Genomic DNA, 15779 nt, shown 5'->3' on the forward strand with positions numbered 1-15779 from the left:
GCGAGTCGTCGGGGCCAAATCAGGTCGATATACTGCGAAGTGTATCATTTCACGTCAGCCCGGAGGGAAGATGATCGATCGCAACACGCTGATTCACATGCTCGATGATGAGCTGACGCCGAGTCGGTTCAAAGATTATACGGTCAATGGACTTCAGGTCGAAGGTCGTGAGCGTATCGGGCGCATCATGGGGGGCGTAACCGCGTGCGAGGCACTGATCGATGAGGCTATTGCCTGGCAGGCCGATGCGGTGCTCGTGCATCACGGTTATTTCTGGAAAAACGAGCCGGCCCAGGTGACCGGCATGAAGCGTCGGCGTCTGGCCAAGTTGCTGGCCCACGACATCAATGTGCTGGCGTACCATCTGCCGCTCGATGCCCACCCAAGTCTTGGCAACAATGCGCAGCTTGGGCAGCTGATGGGGTGGACGTTTACCGGCGTACTCGATGGGCCGGTCGGGCAGGGGCTTTTATACGAAGGCACGCTGTCGACGCCGATGACCCATGACGCATTGACTCAGCACATGGGGGAGGTGCTCGAGCGGAGGCCTTTGATGATTCAGGGTCATGATCGGCCAATCGAGCGTATTGCCTGGTGCACCGGCGGTGCGCAGGACATGATCGAGGCTGCGCGCGCGGCAGGTGTTGATGCGTTCGTGTCCGGCGAGATTTCAGAACGTACGACGCACATCGCGCGCGAGGAGGGCATCAGTTACTTTTCGGCAGGCCATCACGCAACCGAGCGGTGCGGGGTTCAGGCGCTGGGTGATTGGCTTTCCGAGCGTGCCGACATCGAGTTCCGATTCGTGGACATCGATAATCCGGTCTAAACGGGTCGTTCTATAAAAAAGCCGCCTTGATAGGCGGCCTTTTCATTGCCCGCGCACTGCACGGGCCAGGCAGTGCGGCTGATCGCCGATCAGTAGCGGGGCGGCTGAGGGTCGTTTTCAGGCGCCTTGTTCTGCATGCCGTAGTTTTCAGAAAGCGTGCCACGCCCGCTTTCGGCGTAGTCTCTCGGGGCATGCAGCGAGGTGTCTTCCTCGCTCGGGCTTTCATCATCGTTTTGATGCAGGCGACGCTTGAGTTGAGGGTCATCACACAGGGCATCGGCTTGCGCGGTCAGTTGCTGTTGCAGCTCCTGGCTCGTGCGCTGGAGCTGGGTGACCAGATCCGTTGCCTGACTGAAGTGGTTATTCAGCGCATCGCGAACCTGGCCGAGCTGAAGCTCGGTTTCAGACAGGCGCTGCCTGACTTTCTGATTGCGTCGAACATTGGCGTTCAAAAGGTGATACCCCACCGCGCCAATCCCGATGCCGGCCAGCAAACACGCCAGCGCGAGAATCCAGTCGATGTTACCGTCGTTCACACCGTCTCTCCTTGTGCTTATAAAACAGGAGCGTAGCATCGAGCCCCCGGGAATCCCGCCATTAAAGAACGTTGGCCTTGTTCAGTCAAACCCGGGCGTCCCACAGTCAGAGCCAGATTCGCTATACTGTGACGCTCTTTTCTTCCATCCACGCCGATCGATAGCCGTCCATGAGCTCAAAACCGACTCCGTTGCAGAAGTATAAACAAGACCTTGAACGCAAGGATTTCGAATACGACGCCGCGCAAGAGGCTGCCGTCAAGCATCTTCAGCGCTTGTACGATGACCTGATGCGCACACCGGCCCCAACGCCTGCTGCCAAAAGCGGTGGGTCCGAGGGTGGGCTCAAGGGCAAGATGGCGGGATTTTTCGGGCGCAGCAAGAGTGCGCCCGAGGCGCCTTCGACGCCGGCCATCACGGGGCTTTATTTCTGGGGTGGGGTTGGTCGCGGCAAGACGTATCTTGTGGATACGTTTCACGACAGCCTGCCGTTCGAGCGCAAGATGCGAACCCATTTTCACCGTTTCATGCAGCGCGTACACCGCGAGCTTGAGCATCACAAGGGTGAAAAGAACCCGCTTAACAAGGTTGCTGCCACACTTGCAAGCGAGGCGCGGGTCATCTGCTTTGATGAGTTTTTCGTCAAGGATATTACCGATGCGATGATTCTTGCCAATCTTTTGGAGGCACTGTTTGCACAGGGTGTCGTGCTGGTTGCTACGTCGAACATCGTGCCGGACGATCTTTACAAGGATGGTCTCCAGCGTGCCCGGTTCCTGCCGGCCATCGATCTCTTGAAGCGCCACTGCGAGGTGGTCAATGTCGATTCAGGGGTTGATTATCGGCTTAGGACCCTCGAGCAGGTTCAGATCTTTCACTACCCAGACGATGCCGACGCCGAGCGCGCGCTTGAAGAGAGCTTCCAGCGGGTGTCGGGAAGCGCCGGCAAGACGCGACAGACCATCGAGATCAACAACCGTCAGCTAACGGCCGAGCGTGTCAACGAAGGGACGATCTGGTTCGATTTCAAGACGCTTTGTGATGGTCCGCGAAGTCAAAACGATTACATCGAACTTTCGCGCGAGTACCACACGGTCTTTCTTTCTCATGTGCCGGTCATGAGCGCCAATGAGGACAACCAGGTTCGTCGCTTCATCAACCTGGTGGATGAGTTCTATGACCGGGCCGTGAAGCTTCTGATGAGCGCTGAGGTTGCTCCTGAGTCTCTCTACACCGGAGGCACGCTGTCGTTTGAGTTTGAGCGTACGCTTTCACGCCTTCAGGAGATGCAGTCCAAAGAGTATCTGGCGCTTGCGCACAAGCCGTGACGAAAAGCCGGTTGAAGGTAAAAAAGGGGTTATCAGTACCGGTGGCCCCATGTATAATGCGCGCTCGCCATTGTTACCGTGGTTTAGGTAACCAAGAAAAATAGGGATTGGTCATGGCCTTTAACGGTCAGTGACCCTCAAGAGGTATTTTCATGAAGACGTTCAGCGCCAAACCGCAGTCCGTCCAGCGCGACTGGTATGTCGTCGACGCGACGGACAAGACTCTGGGTCGTCTTGCTACCGAAATCGCACGTCGTTTGCGTGGCAAGCACAAGCCCGAATATACGCCTCACGTTGATACTGGCGACTACATCGTCGTTATCAATGCCGAAAAGGTCCGTGTGACCGGTAATAAGGCGTCTGCCAAGAATTATTATCGCCACACCGGTTATCCCGGTGGTCTGCGTTCCATGACCTTCGAACAGATGATCGATCACGCGCCTGAGCGTGTCATTGAGTTCGCCGTTAAGGGCATGCTGCCCAAAGGTCCGCTAGGCCGTGCCATGCACGCCAAGCTCAAGGTCTATGCTGGCGCCGAGCACCCGCATGCCGCACAGCAGCCGCAAGCTCTGAACATCTGAAGGAAGGTCTGATATGTCCCAACAGTATTACGGTACCGGTCGCCGCAAGACTTCTACCGCACGTGTATTCATGAAGCCGGGTACCGGCAAGATTACGGTCAACAGCCGTGAAATCAACGAGTACTTCGGTCGTGTTACTGCGCAGATGGTTGTTCGTCAGCCGCTCGAGCTGACCGAAACCACTGGCCAGTTCGATCTCAATATCACCGTCCAGGGCGGTGGTGGTTCGGCTCAAGCCGGTGCGATCCGTCACGGCATCACACGCGCACTGCTTCAGTACAACGAAGAGTTCCGCAAGCCGCTTCGCAGCGCAGGCTACGTTACTCGTGACGCACGTGAAGTCGAGCGTAAGAAGGTCGGTCTTCGCAAGGCGCGTCGTCGTCCGCAGTTCTCCAAGCGTTAATCGCACCCTTATTGGGTTGGAGACGCCCGGGCCGAATGGTCTGGGCGTTTTTGTGTCTGGCCGGCCTCCTTCGAGGTCGGTATATGTTACCCTCCGACGGTGCCACACGTGGTATGATCGGGCTTGAATCAAAGCGAGGAAAGTTACATGGGTGTCGTAGCCAAACGATCGTCTATGACGTTTTATACCGGAAATGATGATCATTACAGTCATCGTGTCCGGATTGTCCTGGCCGAAAAGGGCGTCTCCGTCGATATCATCGAAGTCAACGAGGCAAATCCGCCGGCAGAACTTGCTGATCTCAACCCCTACAACAGTGCTCCAACGCTTCTGGATCGTGATCTTGTACTCTATGAGTCTCAGGTCATGATGGAGTATCTGGACGAGCGCTTTCCGCACCCGCCGCTTCTGCCTGTCTATCCGGTCGCGCGCGCTCAGAGTCGACTCTGGGTTCATCGCGTCGAGCGCGAGTGGTGCTCCAAGGTCAGTATGCTGGTCAACGGCACAGGTACCAAGAAGGAGCAGGAGGCTGCACGCAAGGAGTTGCGTGAAAGCCTGATCGGTATCAGTCCGATCTTCGAGGACCTGCCGTTTTTCATGAGTGAAGAATTTTCTCTGGTCGATTGCTGCGTCGCCCCGATCCTCTGGCGCTTGCCAAGTCTTGGTATCGAGCTTCCCGAAGCCCAGGTCAAGCCGCTCATGGAGTATATGGAGCGCGTATTTTCCCGGGATGCCTTCAAGGCGTCGCTGACGGAAGCCGAGCGCGAAATTCGAGCGTAATCGACGACCCGGCTGTTAGCCGGGTGCAGGAGGAAGGAATATGTCATCTACCAGTCGTCCCTATCTCGCACGCGCGCTGTACGAGTGGTTGCTGGATAACGAGCTGACGCCTTATATGGTCATCGACGCCGAGTTGCCGGGCGTGACCGTGCCGCGTCAGTTCGTTCAAAACGGACAGATCGTGCTCAACGTGTCGCCGGATGCCGTGCGTGACCTGATGATGGAAAACGCCATGATCGCGTTCAATGCGCGGTTTGGCGGTCAGCCAATGCGTGTCGAAGTTCCGATTGACGCACTCGTTGCGGTCTACGCTCGAGAAAACGGCGTTGGTATGGTGTTCGGACACGAGCCGATCATTCCAGGTGCGGAAGACGATGACGATGCGGACATCGAGGAAAGCGGTCCGGCGCTTCGAAGCGTCGAATCGCCGTCATCGGATAGCGTTGAAGAAGAGAAGGCGCCCACTCAGCAGCACGATTCAGGCAGTGACGCTTCAGGCAGTGACGCTTCAGGCAGTGACAGCGACTCTGACAAGGGGGCCGAGAAAAAGCGGCCATCACTGCGGGTCATCAAGTAAGACGCGAGTGGGTTCCCGAGTAGAGGATGTAAAAAGGCAAGCCGTAGGGCTTGCCTTTTTTATGGGTCACTGGCCGATGTACTGAAAGACCTTGACCACCTGCCGGACGCCATCGATGCTTGCGGCGAGCGAGGCGACGTCGTCAGCGGCGTGCTTGCTGACGGTGCCCATCAGGTAGACAACCCCGTTTTCCGTGATTACGTGAACGCTTTCACTGTCGATCGAATTGTCGACGACCAGTCTTGAGTTGATGTTGGTCGTGATCCAGCTGTCCTTGACGCGCTGAGCGCGTGAGGTATTTTCACCAATCTCCAGCTCGTTTCGAACATCCTTGACGCCGTTCTGGCGCTTGACTGCATCTCCCGCCATGGTCTTGAGTTCCTGGTTCTGAACCTGGCCGGTCAGAAGCACATGGCCGTTATACGCGTCGACATTGATGTGAGCATCGGCGTAGCGGTAATCCCCATGCAGGATCAACTCGAGCAGGCGATGCTGAAGCTGGCTGTCACCCTGGGCGACGGCGTCCGGGCGGGGTTGATAATTCATGCCCTGTTGTCCGACCGAGGCACAGCCACTGACTGCCACTGCTACAGCGACCAGCGCCGCTGACATAAAGCCTTTTTTCATGATTGTTTACTCGTTGCTGCCGAAAAGCTGATGATCGATAAGGTCGCACAGGCAGTGAATGACCAGCAAGTGCACTTCCTGGATGCGCGCGGTGGACGTGGCCGGGACGCGAATCTCGCAGTCCTCCTGGCCCAGCAGTGATGCCATGTTGCCGCCATCGCGACCGGTGAGGGCGATCACGTTCATTTCCCGGTCGTGGGCTGCCTGAATGGCCTGGATGATGTTGGCGGAGTTGCCGCTGGTGGAAATGGCCAGAAGAATGTCGCCCGGCTGACCAAGTGCTCGGATCTGTTTCGAGAACACATCGTTGTAGCTGTAATCGTTGGCGATCGACGTCAGTGTCGAGGTATCGGTGGTCAGGGCAAGCGCCGGGAGACTTGGGCGCTCACGCTCGAAGCGGTTCAAGAGCTCCGAGGAGAAGTGCTGGCTGTCGCCGGCGCTGCCGCCGTTGCCGCAGGCGAGGATCTTGCCGTCGTTGATCAGGGTTTGAACCATCATGGCGCTGGCCGCCTCGATGAACGGGGGCAGCACTTCGCTTGCATAGGTCTTGGCGTCAATGCTTGCGTTGAAGTGGTCGAGAAGGCGTGATTGAAGGTCCATAACGGTCTCGGTCTATCGTTGGAATCGAGTGAAGTATCGGATATGCAGTATCGGACAGTAACGCGTGATGATGCCAGCCTCGAAAAGGGGATGCCAGCGCGGCGCATTAGACGGCGTCGAACGCGTTCTTGATCCAGTGGATGTGTTCGGCGTCGGCGCCATCAATGGCCACAACGTCAAATCGGCAGCGCGCGGCTGGATGACTCTGAAGATACAGACTGGCGGCGCGGATCAGGCGCCGTTGCTTGGCATGGGTAATGCTTTCAAGCGCCGAGCCGTGCTGGTTCGACGCGCGATGGCGCACCTCGACAAACACCAGGGTCTCGCCGTCGCGCATGATTAGATCCAGCTCGCCGCCCTTGAAGGTGACATTGCTTGCCACCTGAACAAGGCCGCGTTCAATAAGCCAGCGGGCCGCCAATGCTTCCATGTGGCGGCCCCGGTGATGGCTACTGCGTCTCATCCACATTGAGGCTGCTTGAGGAGGTTACGGTGGGCAGTGCTGGCGCTCCTTGCTTGAACTGTGCCCAGGGGAGCTTGCGCTGAAAGCGCCGCTCATCGGTCAGATGAAGCGTGCCGGTGGCACCGTTGACCTCGAGTGAGGCCACTTTTTCAAACAGCGGCAAGCGGCGTGACAGCTCATAGGCGTCCACGCCCATCGCCTTCAGCTTGAGAAGCGCCGGTTGATCCTGGCCTGAAAATTCCTGGTAGGCGCTCGAGTAGGGCAGTGCGTCGACGCCCCCTACGGCCGGGTCCGGGATCTGCCAGGGAATGTCGCAGAACAGCACGCCGTTCAGGTCGTGATCCATGCGGGGCTGGGGGGCGCCCTGATAAATATGGGATGTGGCGTAGACCGGAAGTGTCCTTGCGTAATAATAATCAAGCGAGGGTGGCACCTGGCGGCCGTAGCTCGGCAAGGCCAGCAAAAACAGCATGTCCGGCGTCTGACCGCTCTTGAGCGCTTTTTGCACCGCGTTCGTTGCCGAGCCGTCGGGGTCGTAATTCACAACGCTTGCGATTCGCCCACCCTTTTGCTGCCAGGCCTCCTGAAAGGCGCTTAGTACACGGTTGCCCCAGTCGTTGCTGGGAACCATGACTGCCGCATTGCGATGGCCGTCGGTATAGGCGCGCTGGGCCGCGTTTCGAGCCTCGTCTTCGGCCGAAAGGCCATATTCGTAGAGATTGCCGGCGGTATTGGTGGCGTTGGTGCCGTAGTTCAGTGCAAGTGTCGTGATCGGAAGGTCCGGGCGCGTTTCGAGCTGGCTGACCTTGTCCTTATCGAGCGGGCCGACCACGAGCTGAGCGCCGTTCATGGCTGCCTGTGCATACAGGCTTTGAATGTCCTGGGCGCTGGAATCGTAAAAGGTCAGCTGCGGCGTCTGCTGCCCATTGTTGCTGGCGATCAGGTTCTGCGCCTTCATGCCGGTTCGAATGGCGTCGGCGATGGTTTTGAGCGGGCCGGATTCAGGCAGGAATACGGCAATACGGTCGACCTGCTCGTTTCGGGCATCGCCAAGCGCTGCCAGGTCACTCGGCAATTGCCGGCCCGCCGGGTGCTCTGAGTGGCGCGATTGCCAGCCCGTGACAGCGCTGAACAGATGTTGAAGGTCGCTGCCCTGCTCGCGGCTTACCCGGGCGAGGCTGACCCAGCCGCGTGCAGTCGGGTTCATGGATTCAAGGTTTTCGAGCTGGTCGCCGCTTAGCCGTGCGATCTGACGCCAGATCGGGTCATTCAGTCGAACGTCAGAGGTTTCATCCTGCACTCGAATCAAGGTGGTGGCGGCGTCAAATGGGCGGTTGAGCTGCCCAAGCGCCACGCCTTTTCTGGCCATCAGGCTCTGACGCTCGGAGGACGAGACCTGCTCGAGAGAAATCGCATCGACTGCCTGAAGGGCTGTGCGGCCATCGTTTTGCATCAGTGCGGTCTTGCTGGTCAGCAGGGCCCACCGCGTCAACTCACTGCCCTGAAGTGCGCTCGAGTCGAGCCGCTTGAGCACGTCGAGTGCCTGCGCTGGCTGGTTGTCACGTGCTAGGATGGTCGCGGCCTTCAGGCGGGTCTGAGCGGCGTTCGTGCCTTGCTGTTGCTTGGCTTGTTCGAGCAGTTGCTGGGCTGACTGGGGCTCGGATGTGCCCGTCAGCGAGGAGCTGGCGCAGCCGCCGAGGGCCAGGGTGAGCGCGGCAGCCGCTGTCGCACATCGCCATGAGGTTCGCATGATGTCTTGCCTCTTTTAATCGACCTTGATTGGGCGCCAGGCGCCATTCCTTTTTTACTACCGGGGCGGGCTCCCGGCCTTTCAGCATAACGGATAACAGATGACACACCTTTCCGAGGGGGCATTGTACGTGGTTGCCACACCGATTGGTAACCTCGATGACATGTCGGCCCGCGCCTTGAAGATTCTTTCAGAGGTCGATCTGGTCGCGGCAGAAGATACGCGCCACAGTGCCCGACTGCTGGCGCACTTTGACATTCGAACACCGCTTCTGTCGCTGCATGAGCACAACGAGGCGGCCCGGGTCGAAACTCTGGTTGAGCGGGTGCAAAAGGGGGAGCGCATAGCTCTGATCAGCGACGCCGGAACACCGCTTATTTCGGACCCGGGCTATAAGGTCGTCAACGCCTTGCGTGCCAATGACTGCGCGGTGGTGCCCGTACCGGGACCGTGTGCGCTGATTACGGCGCTCAGCGCGGCGGGGCTTCCAAGTGATGCGTTCAGCTTTCATGGCTTCGCGCCATCAAAAAGTACGGCCCGCCGGGCGCTGCTTGAGACGTTTATAAGCGCGCAAGGCACGCAGATTCTCTATGAGTCCCCGCACCGAATCCGCCATCTGCTCGAAGAGGGGGGTGATGTGCTGCCCGAGCGCCAGTGGGTGCTGGCACGGGAGTTGACCAAGACATTCGAGACCTTTTTGAAGGGCACGCCCGCCGAACTGGTTGCCCGGCTTGAAGAGGATGCCAACCAGGGGCGGGGAGAATTCGTGGTGCTGATCGCCGGCACGTCGCAGGATAAAGTGGCCAAGACGCGAGCCGACATTGACGCCGACCGGCTGCTTGAGGCGCTCGTAGAGGAGGGTGTCGGCGTAAAGCAGTCGGCGGCCATCGCCGCACGGCTGCTGGGCGGCCGGAAAAAGCAGTGGTACCAAACACTTCTTGATCGTCAGTAACGCTTTGTAGAGAAGTGCATTTATCCGTGATCTTGTTCATAGAACAGTTGAGGGGGGGCAGGGGCGCTGGTATTCTTCCCCGCTTGGGAGTCGGCCGGGCAGTCGCCGCTGGCATCATCGATGCCGGGGGAGGAAAGTCCGGGCTCCATAGGGCAGAGTGCCAGGTAACGCCTGGGCGGCGCGAGCCGACGGAAAGTGCAGCAGAGAGTAGACCGCCTAAGCAGCTTTGGCTGCCGGTAAGGGTGAAAGGGTGCGGTAAGAGCGCACCGCGCGGCTGGCAACAGTTCGTGGCACGGTAAACCCCACTCGGAGCAAGACCAAATAGGAACCCGCAGGTGTGGCCCGCACTGGGTTCGGGTAGGTTGCTTGAAGGGCACGGTGACGTGTCCTCTAGAGGAATGACTGTCCTCGACAGAACCCGGCTTACAGGCCGGCTCCCTCCTCACATTTCACACCACATCCAGTAGCCACGGATTCGAGTTCATTCATGTCATCATCTTCGACGCCCCCCCGGGACTTTCTTCATAAAAGCGTCCTGCTCGATGGGGCTGTCGAGCAGTTGGTGACCGAGCCAGGCGGTTGCTATCTGGACGGCACCTTCGGTCGCGGCGGCCATAGTCGCGCGATTCTCGAGCGGTTATCGCCTAATGGTCAGCTGCTTGCCATTGACCGTGACCCGCAGGCCATCGACACCGCATCGGCCATCGACGACCCCCGCTTTCAAATTGCTCGTGCGCCGTTTTCGCAGTTGGGTGACGTCGCATCACGTCATGATGTGTTCGGTCGCGTCGATGGCATTCTGCTCGACATCGGTGTCTCTTCCCCGCAGCTTGACGACGGCAGTCGCGGCTTCAGCTTTCTGCGTGACGGGCCGCTGGATATGCGTATGGACCCCGACCACGGCCAGAGTGTGGCTGAATGGCTCGAGCACGTCAGTGAGCGGGAGCTCGCCTCGGTCATGAAGACCTACGGTGAAGAGCGCTTTGCCAAGCGGTTGGCCCGTGCAATTGTCACGGAGCGCAAGCAGACCCCGATCACCGGCACCCATCAGCTTGCCGAGCTGATCAAGGAGGCCCACCCCGCCTGGGAGAAACACAAGCACCCGGCGACCCGCGCCTTCCAGGCGTTTCGCATCCACATCAACGATGAACTTGGTGAGCTCGAGCGCGCGCTTGATGCCGCACTTGAAACCCTGTCCGTCGGTGGCCGGCTGGTAGTGATCAGCTTTCATTCGCTCGAGGACCGCATCGTCAAGCGCTTCATGCGGGAAAAGGCGCGGGGCGATGTCGATGTACCCAAGGGATTGCCGCTTCGAGAAGATCAGTTGAACCGTCGGCTCAAGCTGGTCGGTAAGGCGTTGAAGCCGACCGAGGATGAAATTTCGCTGAACCCGAGGGCACGAAGTGCTGTCATGCGTATAGCGGAAAAACTGGCGTAAGAGGAAGCATGGCAAAACGCACGCGTACGCAGACCCCGAACTGGCTTGGCCAACTGCCGTTCAGTCTTCATTTTCGGCCCTCGTTCATGGGAGTGGCCATTCTGTTTTTGCTGGTCGTGCTGTCGGCGTTTGTCGTCGTGACAAGCGCCCACCACACGAGGGTGCAGTACGTCCGTCTTCAAAAGATGGAACGTCAGCACGATCAGCTGCAGACCAACTGGAGCCGGCTGTTGCTCGAGGAAAGTACCTGGTCTTCGCCTTCCCGGATCGAGGCGCTGGCGCAGAAACGGTTGAACATGCACGTACCAGACGTCAATGACAGCAGGGTGATCCGGCCATGAGCAGGCAGAAGGACACATCATCGAGCGACAGCGAATACCACCCGATGTCGCCGTGGCGGTTTCGATTCATCGTTTTCATCATTCTCGCGGCCATGGCCGTACTGGCCGGGCGTATTGTCTACCTTCAGGTGGTCGATCATCAGTTCCTGAAGGGCCAGGGGGACGCTCGCACCCTGCGTGTTGAGACCATCGACGCCCACCGGGGCATGATTACCGACCGCGACGGCGAGCCACTGGCGGTGTCAACGCCTGTTGTCACCCTCTGGGCCAATCCTCAGGAACTGCCGGACGATCGCGCAACGCTTACCCGGCTTGCCAAGTCGCTCGGCGACGATCCAGGCGACTTCATCAATCGGGTCGAGCGCTACCGCAAGAAATCCTTCATGTATCTGAAGCGCCAGGTCACTCCCAGCCCGGCCCAGGCCGTGCTCGATCTGGGGATTGCGGGGGTGTATGGCAAGCACGATTACAAGCGCTATTACCCGACCGGCGAGGTTACCGCGCAGCTTCTTGGGGTGACCAACATCGACGACAAGGGTCAGGAGGGCCTCGAGCTTGCCTACGACGACTATCTGTCCGGCACGCCCGGCAAGCGTCGCGTACTGAAAGACCGTAAAGGCCGGCTGGTGCGTGATCTTCACCTGATTCGAGACGCCGAGCCTGGCGGCGACCTGCAGCTCACGATCAATCTGCGCCTTCAGTACATGGCCTACCGCGAGCTCAAGGCTGCCGTGCGTGAGCATCACGCCGATGCCGGTACGCTTGTGATGATCGACGCGCACAATGGTGAGGTACTGGCGATGGCGAATGCGCCGTCGTTCAATCCCAACAATCGTGCGAACCTCGACCCGGCCGGACTCAGGAATCGGGGCGTCACCGACGCCTTCGAACCGGGCTCGGTGATGAAGCCGCTGGCCATGTGCGCCGGGCTATCGTCCGGCAAGTTCACCCCTGATACGGTGATCGACACCTCGCCCGGCTGGATGGTGCTGGACCACAAGTACACCATCAAGGACAGCCTCGATTTCGGCAAGCTGACCATGACCGGGATCATCACCAAGTCCTCGAACATCGGCATGACCCATATGGCGCTGGCTCTGCCGGACGACGCCATCTGGAACATGTACAGCAAGATGGGCCTCGGCCAGGAACCGGAGGACATTACCTTCCCGGGCGAGGCGTCGGGCAGCCTGCCGTCGCCGTATCACTGGTCCAAGGCCAAGCGCGCCACGCTTGCCTATGGGTATGGACTGTCGGCCTCGGCGCTTCAGCTGGCGGCGGCCTACACCACCATCACCAATGATGGCCGCCGAGTGCCGGCGACCCTGTTCAAGCGTCGCTCGCCGGTCAAGGGCAAGCAGATCGTGACGCCTGATGTGGCGCATCAAGTGCTCAAGATGATGGAAACCGTGGTTGAGCCCGGGGGCAGTGGCTACCGCGCCGCCGTCAACGGCTATCGCGTCGCCGGCAAGACGGGCACCGTGCGCAAGGTCGGTGTCGAGGGCTATCAGAGAAAGGCCTATCGCGCCAACTTCCTCGGCATCGCTCCGGCAAGCAACCCGCGCATCATTACCATGATTTCGATCGACAATCCCAAGGGCAAGGAATTCTACGGCGGTCAGGTCTCGGCACCGATCTTTGCCCGTGTGGCCGGCAAGGCCTTGAGGCTTCTGGATGTTCCGCCGGACAACCCCCATGACAACGCGGAGGCGACCCGATGACGCCGATTGACACCATCGACGGGCCACGGCTGAACCGGCTGCTGGCGCGAACCTGGCCGACGCTTGCTTTCCCCACGCTGCCCGCGACCACGCGCTTGATCGTCGACTCACGCCAGTTGCGCACAGGCGATGTGTTCGTGGCCATGCCTGGTGTTCACGCCGATGGGCGCGATTTCATAGTGCAGGCGCTTCAGCAGGGCGCGGCGCTGATTCTTGCTCATGTCGCGGGTGAAAACGAGGCCGGGGCGCTTGATGATGAAGCGCGCGTGGTCGCGGTGCCGGGGCTCAAGGCGCGCCTGGGGGGCCTGTGTGTCGACGCGTTCGAGGTGCCCGAGCCGCTTGGGCTGACCGCAGTGACCGGCACCAACGGCAAGAGCTCGGTGGCGCATTACATTGCGCTGCTCGGTGAGGCACTCGGCCGCCCGAGCGGTGAAATGGGCACGCTCGGGATCGGGCGGCCGGGACATCTGGTCGATGCAGGCTTGACCACGCCCGGTGTGATCGACGTGCATCGGTTTCTGGCAAGCTGCGCGCAAGCCGGTGCCGAGCATGTGGCGCTCGAGGCTTCATCGCACGCGCTCGATCAGGGGCGACTTGACGGGGCCTTAATCACGACCGCTGTCTTTACCAACTTAAGCCGGGACCACCTCGACTATCACCAGACCATGAGCGGCTACGCAGCCGCCAAGGCGCGCCTGTTTCAGCGTGAGGAACTCGAGCTTGCGGTGGTCAACGCAGACGACCCGCTGTCGCGGTTGATGCTTGCAGGCCTCAAGCCAGGCGTTCGCACGCTTCACGTCGGTACCGGGCCGGACGCGGCGTTTCGCATTCTTGATGTCTCCTACGTTCAGAAGGGACTTCATGCGCGCATCGAGACCCCGGAAGGTGAGCGCACGCTGTCGCTTGGGCTGATGGGGCGATTCAATCTCGTGAATGCCTTGCTGAGCGTGGCCGTGCTGTACGGGCAGGGCGTGGCGACGCTTGATGAGGTGCTGTCGGCTGCCGAAAGTCTGACGCCGGTGCCCGGTCGCATGGAGGTGCTGGACGCCCCCGGACCTGCCGTACTGATCGACTATGCCCATACGCCGGATGCACTGACCAACGCGCTCGAAGCGGTGCGGGCCCACGTGCCCGGCAGGCTTTGGTGCATCGTTGGCTGTGGTGGTGACCGCGATCCCGGCAAGCGGCCACTGATGGCGAGCGCCGCGCTCGAGTGCGCCGACCGGCTCGTGATCACCGACGATAATCCGCGCAGTGAGGCCCCTGAATCGATTCGCTCGGCGATGTTCGAGGCGGTTGCCCAGAGCGACGATGTCGAGGTCATCGGCGGTCGCCAGGCGGCCATCGAGGCCGTGATCGAGCGAGCGGCGGATGACGATGTCATCGTGATTGCCGGCAAGGGTCATGAGGCGTATCAGGAAATCCAGGGCGTCAGACACCCGTTTTCTGACCAGGCGGTGGCTCGCGCCGCGCTGGAGGCGCGTCATGGCTGAAACGCTGTTTGAGCTTGCCGATGCCTTGAACTGCGCGCGCCCGGCGGAAGATCGCGCGGTGGCCAATGTGACAACCGACACTCGGCGCATCGCACCGGGGGATCTGTTCGTTGCGCTGCGCGGCGCTTCGTTCGATGGCCATGATTTCATCGATCAGGCACTCGAGCAGGGCGCTGTAGCGGTGGTGTGCGAGCCGGGAACGGTCTCACAAGGCGTGCCTTCATTGACCGTCCCCGATACGCGCCTGGCGTTCGGGCTGATTGCCCGTGCGCGGCGCAGGCGGTGGGAAGGGCGTCTGCTGGCGGTAACCGGCAACAGCGGCAAGACCACCGTCAAGGAAATGCTCGGGGCGATTGCCTCCCGCCACGCGTCAACGCTTGTGACCGAGGGCAATCTGAACAACGACTACGGCGCGCCGATGACGCTCTTGCGGCTGGAGGCCGAGCACCGTTTGGCGGTGGTAGAGCTTGGGGCCAACCACATTGGTGAAATTGCCTGGACAGCGTCGCTCGCCAGGCCCGAGGTGGCCGTGATTACCAACGTGACCGGCGCTCATATCGGTGAATTCGGCGGTCGTGGGTTGATTGCGCAGGCCAAGGGTGAGCTGGTGCAGGCATTGCCTGACGCCGGTACGGCGGTCTTGAACGTCGACGACGACTATTTCCCGCTGTGGGCGGCCATGGCCTCACCGCGGCGGGTGATCGGATTCGGACTCGACCCGCAGGCGGATGTCACGGCGCGAGAGATTGAACAGGGCGCCCGAGGCTGTTGCAGCTTCGAGCTGATGCTTGATGGTGACAGTGCTGGACGAGTCACGCTTGGGGTACTTGGGCGGTACAACGTGAGCAATGCGCTGGCCGCTGCCGCGGGCGCCTGGTCACTTGGCGTGCCGCTTGAGACGATCAAGGCCGGGCTCGAGGCCTTTCGAGCCGGCAAGGGGCGCATGCGAACGCTTTCGGGGCTTCGTGGCGCCTGTGTGCTTGATGATACTTATAATGCCAACCCCGGCGCGATGCGCGCCGCCATCGATGTGGTTGCCGCCATGCCCGCGCCGCGCTGGTGTGTGCTCGGTGCCATGGGTGAGCTTGGGGAGCACAGCGCCGAGGCCCATCGGGCACTTGGCGATTACGCGCGGGACAAGGGAATTGATACGGTATGCACCTTTGGTCCCGAAGCTGCGCGCACGGCGGCGGCCTTCGGGGCGAACGGGCATCATTTCGAGCGGTTCGACGCGCTCGAGCAATTTTCCATCGACCATTTGCCGACTCATGCAAGCGTGCTGATCAAGGGATCACGCAGCGCACGCATGGAGCGTCTTGTCGACGCGCTTACGGCTGGGGCCTTCGAACAGGGTTAAGTA

17 protein-coding genes and 1 other RNA gene are annotated in these 15779 nt (G+C 60.3%); 13 read left to right on the forward strand and 5 right to left on the reverse strand.

Translation table 11 applies throughout. From position 1 onward, the window contains the following. Nucleotides 1–70 precede the first annotated feature (70 nt). On the forward strand, nucleotides 71–829 hold the full coding sequence (locus tag NAT23_RS00635) for a Nif3-like dinuclear metal center hexameric protein (RefSeq protein ID WP_251924639.1): 759 nt from the start codon (nucleotides 71–73) through the stop codon (nucleotides 827–829). Between the two features lie 89 nt (nucleotides 830–918). Here NAT23_RS00635 and NAT23_RS00640 read toward each other — a convergent pair whose 3' ends face one another. Beyond that, the gene (locus NAT23_RS00640; protein ID WP_251924640.1) at nucleotides 919–1365 is read right to left on the reverse strand and encodes a Z-ring associated ZapG family protein; all 447 of its coding nucleotides are present in this window, start codon (nucleotides 1363–1365) and stop codon (nucleotides 919–921) included. A 170-nt stretch (nucleotides 1366–1535) separates the two neighbouring features. Between NAT23_RS00640 and zapE the strand changes: the two genes are divergently transcribed. The 5 genes from zapE to NAT23_RS00665 all read left to right on the forward strand — a co-directional run bounded on the left by zapE (nucleotide 1536) and on the right by NAT23_RS00665 (nucleotide 5034). Further along, a complete protein-coding gene (zapE, locus tag NAT23_RS00645) occupies nucleotides 1536–2693 on the forward strand; it encodes a cell division protein ZapE (protein WP_251924641.1) in 1158 nt (385 codons plus the stop codon). A 152-nt stretch (nucleotides 2694–2845) separates the two neighbouring features. Further along, nucleotides 2846–3274, forward strand: coding sequence for a 50S ribosomal protein L13 (rplM, locus tag NAT23_RS00650; protein WP_251589557.1), 429 nt, complete (start codon nucleotides 2846–2848; stop codon nucleotides 3272–3274). A 13-nt stretch (nucleotides 3275–3287) separates the two neighbouring features. Continuing rightward, nucleotides 3288–3677 (forward strand): 30S ribosomal protein S9, encoded by a 390-nt coding sequence (gene rpsI, locus NAT23_RS00655; protein WP_251589558.1) that lies wholly within the window; start codon nucleotides 3288–3290, stop codon nucleotides 3675–3677. A gap of 147 nt (nucleotides 3678–3824) precedes the next feature. Next, on the forward strand, nucleotides 3825–4457 hold the full coding sequence (gene sspA, locus NAT23_RS00660; RefSeq protein WP_251589559.1) for a stringent starvation protein SspA: 633 nt from the start codon (nucleotides 3825–3827) through the stop codon (nucleotides 4455–4457). A 40-nt stretch (nucleotides 4458–4497) separates the two neighbouring features. Continuing rightward, nucleotides 4498–5034, forward strand: a complete 537-nt coding sequence (locus tag NAT23_RS00665) for a ClpXP protease specificity-enhancing factor (RefSeq protein ID WP_251924642.1) — start codon at nucleotides 4498–4500, stop codon at nucleotides 5032–5034. A 66-nt stretch (nucleotides 5035–5100) separates the two neighbouring features. On the opposite strand, the gene NAT23_RS00670 is transcribed toward NAT23_RS00665, so the two are convergent. The 4 genes from NAT23_RS00670 to NAT23_RS00685 all read right to left on the reverse strand — a co-directional run bounded on the left by NAT23_RS00670 (nucleotide 5101) and on the right by NAT23_RS00685 (nucleotide 8474). Then, nucleotides 5101–5661: a BON domain-containing protein gene (locus tag NAT23_RS00670; RefSeq protein WP_251924643.1), complete on the reverse strand. Its 561-nt coding sequence runs from the start codon at nucleotides 5659–5661 to the stop codon at nucleotides 5101–5103. 6 nt (nucleotides 5662–5667) lie between these two features. Then, nucleotides 5668–6261 carry a phosphoheptose isomerase gene (locus NAT23_RS00675; RefSeq protein WP_251589563.1) on the reverse strand — a complete coding sequence of 198 codons (594 nt, stop codon included), beginning with the start codon at nucleotides 6259–6261 and terminating at the stop codon, nucleotides 5668–5670. Between the two features lie 106 nt (nucleotides 6262–6367). Next, nucleotides 6368–6730 (reverse strand): YraN family protein, encoded by a 363-nt coding sequence (locus NAT23_RS00680; protein ID WP_350028295.1) that lies wholly within the window; start codon nucleotides 6728–6730, stop codon nucleotides 6368–6370. Beyond that, nucleotides 6711–8474 carry a penicillin-binding protein activator gene (locus tag NAT23_RS00685; protein WP_251924645.1) on the reverse strand — a complete coding sequence of 588 codons (1764 nt, stop codon included), beginning with the start codon at nucleotides 8472–8474 and terminating at the stop codon, nucleotides 6711–6713. Before NAT23_RS00685 ends, NAT23_RS00680 begins: the two co-directional genes overlap by 20 nt. Nucleotides 8475–8574: 100 nt before the next feature. Here NAT23_RS00685 and rsmI point away from each other — a divergent pair, with 100 nt between their 5' ends. The 7 genes from rsmI (at nucleotide 8575) to NAT23_RS00720 (ending at nucleotide 15776) form a co-directional block, all read left to right on the forward strand. Then, nucleotides 8575–9426 carry a 16S rRNA (cytidine(1402)-2'-O)-methyltransferase gene (gene rsmI, locus NAT23_RS00690; RefSeq protein WP_251924646.1) on the forward strand — a complete coding sequence of 284 codons (852 nt, stop codon included), beginning with the start codon at nucleotides 8575–8577 and terminating at the stop codon, nucleotides 9424–9426. Between the two features lie 86 nt (nucleotides 9427–9512). Beyond that, an RNA gene (gene rnpB / locus NAT23_RS00695) (RNase P RNA component class A) lies at nucleotides 9513–9868 on the forward strand. 45 nt (nucleotides 9869–9913) lie between these two features. Next, nucleotides 9914–10864, forward strand: coding sequence for a 16S rRNA (cytosine(1402)-N(4))-methyltransferase RsmH (gene rsmH, locus NAT23_RS00700; protein WP_251924647.1), 951 nt, complete (start codon nucleotides 9914–9916; stop codon nucleotides 10862–10864). An 8-nt stretch (nucleotides 10865–10872) separates the two neighbouring features. Then, nucleotides 10873–11205: a cell division protein FtsL gene (gene ftsL / locus NAT23_RS00705; protein ID WP_251924648.1), complete on the forward strand. Its 333-nt coding sequence runs from the start codon at nucleotides 10873–10875 to the stop codon at nucleotides 11203–11205. Then, on the forward strand, nucleotides 11202–12926 hold the full coding sequence (locus tag NAT23_RS00710) for a peptidoglycan D,D-transpeptidase FtsI family protein (protein ID WP_251924649.1): 1725 nt from the start codon (nucleotides 11202–11204) through the stop codon (nucleotides 12924–12926). Before ftsL ends, NAT23_RS00710 begins: the two co-directional genes overlap by 4 nt. After that, nucleotides 12923–14419, forward strand: a complete 1497-nt coding sequence (locus tag NAT23_RS00715) for a UDP-N-acetylmuramoyl-L-alanyl-D-glutamate--2,6-diaminopimelate ligase (RefSeq protein ID WP_251924650.1) — start codon at nucleotides 12923–12925, stop codon at nucleotides 14417–14419. Before NAT23_RS00710 ends, NAT23_RS00715 begins: the two co-directional genes overlap by 4 nt. Next, on the forward strand, nucleotides 14412–15776 hold the full coding sequence (locus NAT23_RS00720) for a UDP-N-acetylmuramoyl-tripeptide--D-alanyl-D-alanine ligase (protein ID WP_251924651.1): 1365 nt from the start codon (nucleotides 14412–14414) through the stop codon (nucleotides 15774–15776). Before NAT23_RS00715 ends, NAT23_RS00720 begins: the two co-directional genes overlap by 8 nt. Nucleotides 15777–15779: the final 3 nt, after the last annotated feature.

This window comes from Larsenimonas salina (assembly GCF_023736155.1).
Taxonomy (GTDB): domain Bacteria; phylum Pseudomonadota; class Gammaproteobacteria; order Pseudomonadales; family Halomonadaceae; genus Larsenimonas; species Larsenimonas salina.

What these genes read in the sequence shown, in the direction of transcription:
- NAT23_RS00635 (WP_251924639.1), top strand. Translation starts at nt 71, where the DNA reads ATGATCGATCGCAACACGCTGATTCACATGCTCGATGATGAGCTGACG.
- NAT23_RS00675 (WP_251589563.1), bottom strand. Translation starts at nt 6,261, where the DNA reads ATGGACCTTCAATCACGCCTTCTCGACCACTTCAACGCAAGCATTGAC.
- NAT23_RS00710 (WP_251924649.1), top strand. Translation starts at nt 11,202, where the DNA reads ATGAGCAGGCAGAAGGACACATCATCGAGCGACAGCGAATACCACCCG.
- rsmI (WP_251924646.1), top strand. Translation starts at nt 8,575, where the DNA reads ATGACACACCTTTCCGAGGGGGCATTGTACGTGGTTGCCACACCGATT.
- rsmH (WP_251924647.1), top strand. Translation starts at nt 9,914, where the DNA reads ATGTCATCATCTTCGACGCCCCCCCGGGACTTTCTTCATAAAAGCGTC.
- NAT23_RS00670 (WP_251924643.1), bottom strand. Translation starts at nt 5,661, where the DNA reads ATGAAAAAAGGCTTTATGTCAGCGGCGCTGGTCGCTGTAGCAGTGGCA.
- NAT23_RS00720 (WP_251924651.1), top strand. Translation starts at nt 14,412, where the DNA reads ATGGCTGAAACGCTGTTTGAGCTTGCCGATGCCTTGAACTGCGCGCGC.
- NAT23_RS00680 (WP_350028295.1), bottom strand. Translation starts at nt 6,730, where the DNA reads ATGTGGATGAGACGCAGTAGCCATCACCGGGGCCGCCACATGGAAGCA.
- NAT23_RS00665 (WP_251924642.1), top strand. Translation starts at nt 4,498, where the DNA reads ATGTCATCTACCAGTCGTCCCTATCTCGCACGCGCGCTGTACGAGTGG.
- rplM (WP_251589557.1), top strand. Translation starts at nt 2,846, where the DNA reads ATGAAGACGTTCAGCGCCAAACCGCAGTCCGTCCAGCGCGACTGGTAT.
- zapE (WP_251924641.1), top strand. Translation starts at nt 1,536, where the DNA reads ATGAGCTCAAAACCGACTCCGTTGCAGAAGTATAAACAAGACCTTGAA.
- sspA (WP_251589559.1), top strand. Translation starts at nt 3,825, where the DNA reads ATGGGTGTCGTAGCCAAACGATCGTCTATGACGTTTTATACCGGAAAT.
- NAT23_RS00685 (WP_251924645.1), bottom strand. Translation starts at nt 8,474, where the DNA reads ATGCGAACCTCATGGCGATGTGCGACAGCGGCTGCCGCGCTCACCCTG.
- ftsL (WP_251924648.1), top strand. Translation starts at nt 10,873, where the DNA reads ATGGCAAAACGCACGCGTACGCAGACCCCGAACTGGCTTGGCCAACTG.
- NAT23_RS00715 (WP_251924650.1), top strand. Translation starts at nt 12,923, where the DNA reads ATGACGCCGATTGACACCATCGACGGGCCACGGCTGAACCGGCTGCTG.
- rpsI (WP_251589558.1), top strand. Translation starts at nt 3,288, where the DNA reads ATGTCCCAACAGTATTACGGTACCGGTCGCCGCAAGACTTCTACCGCA.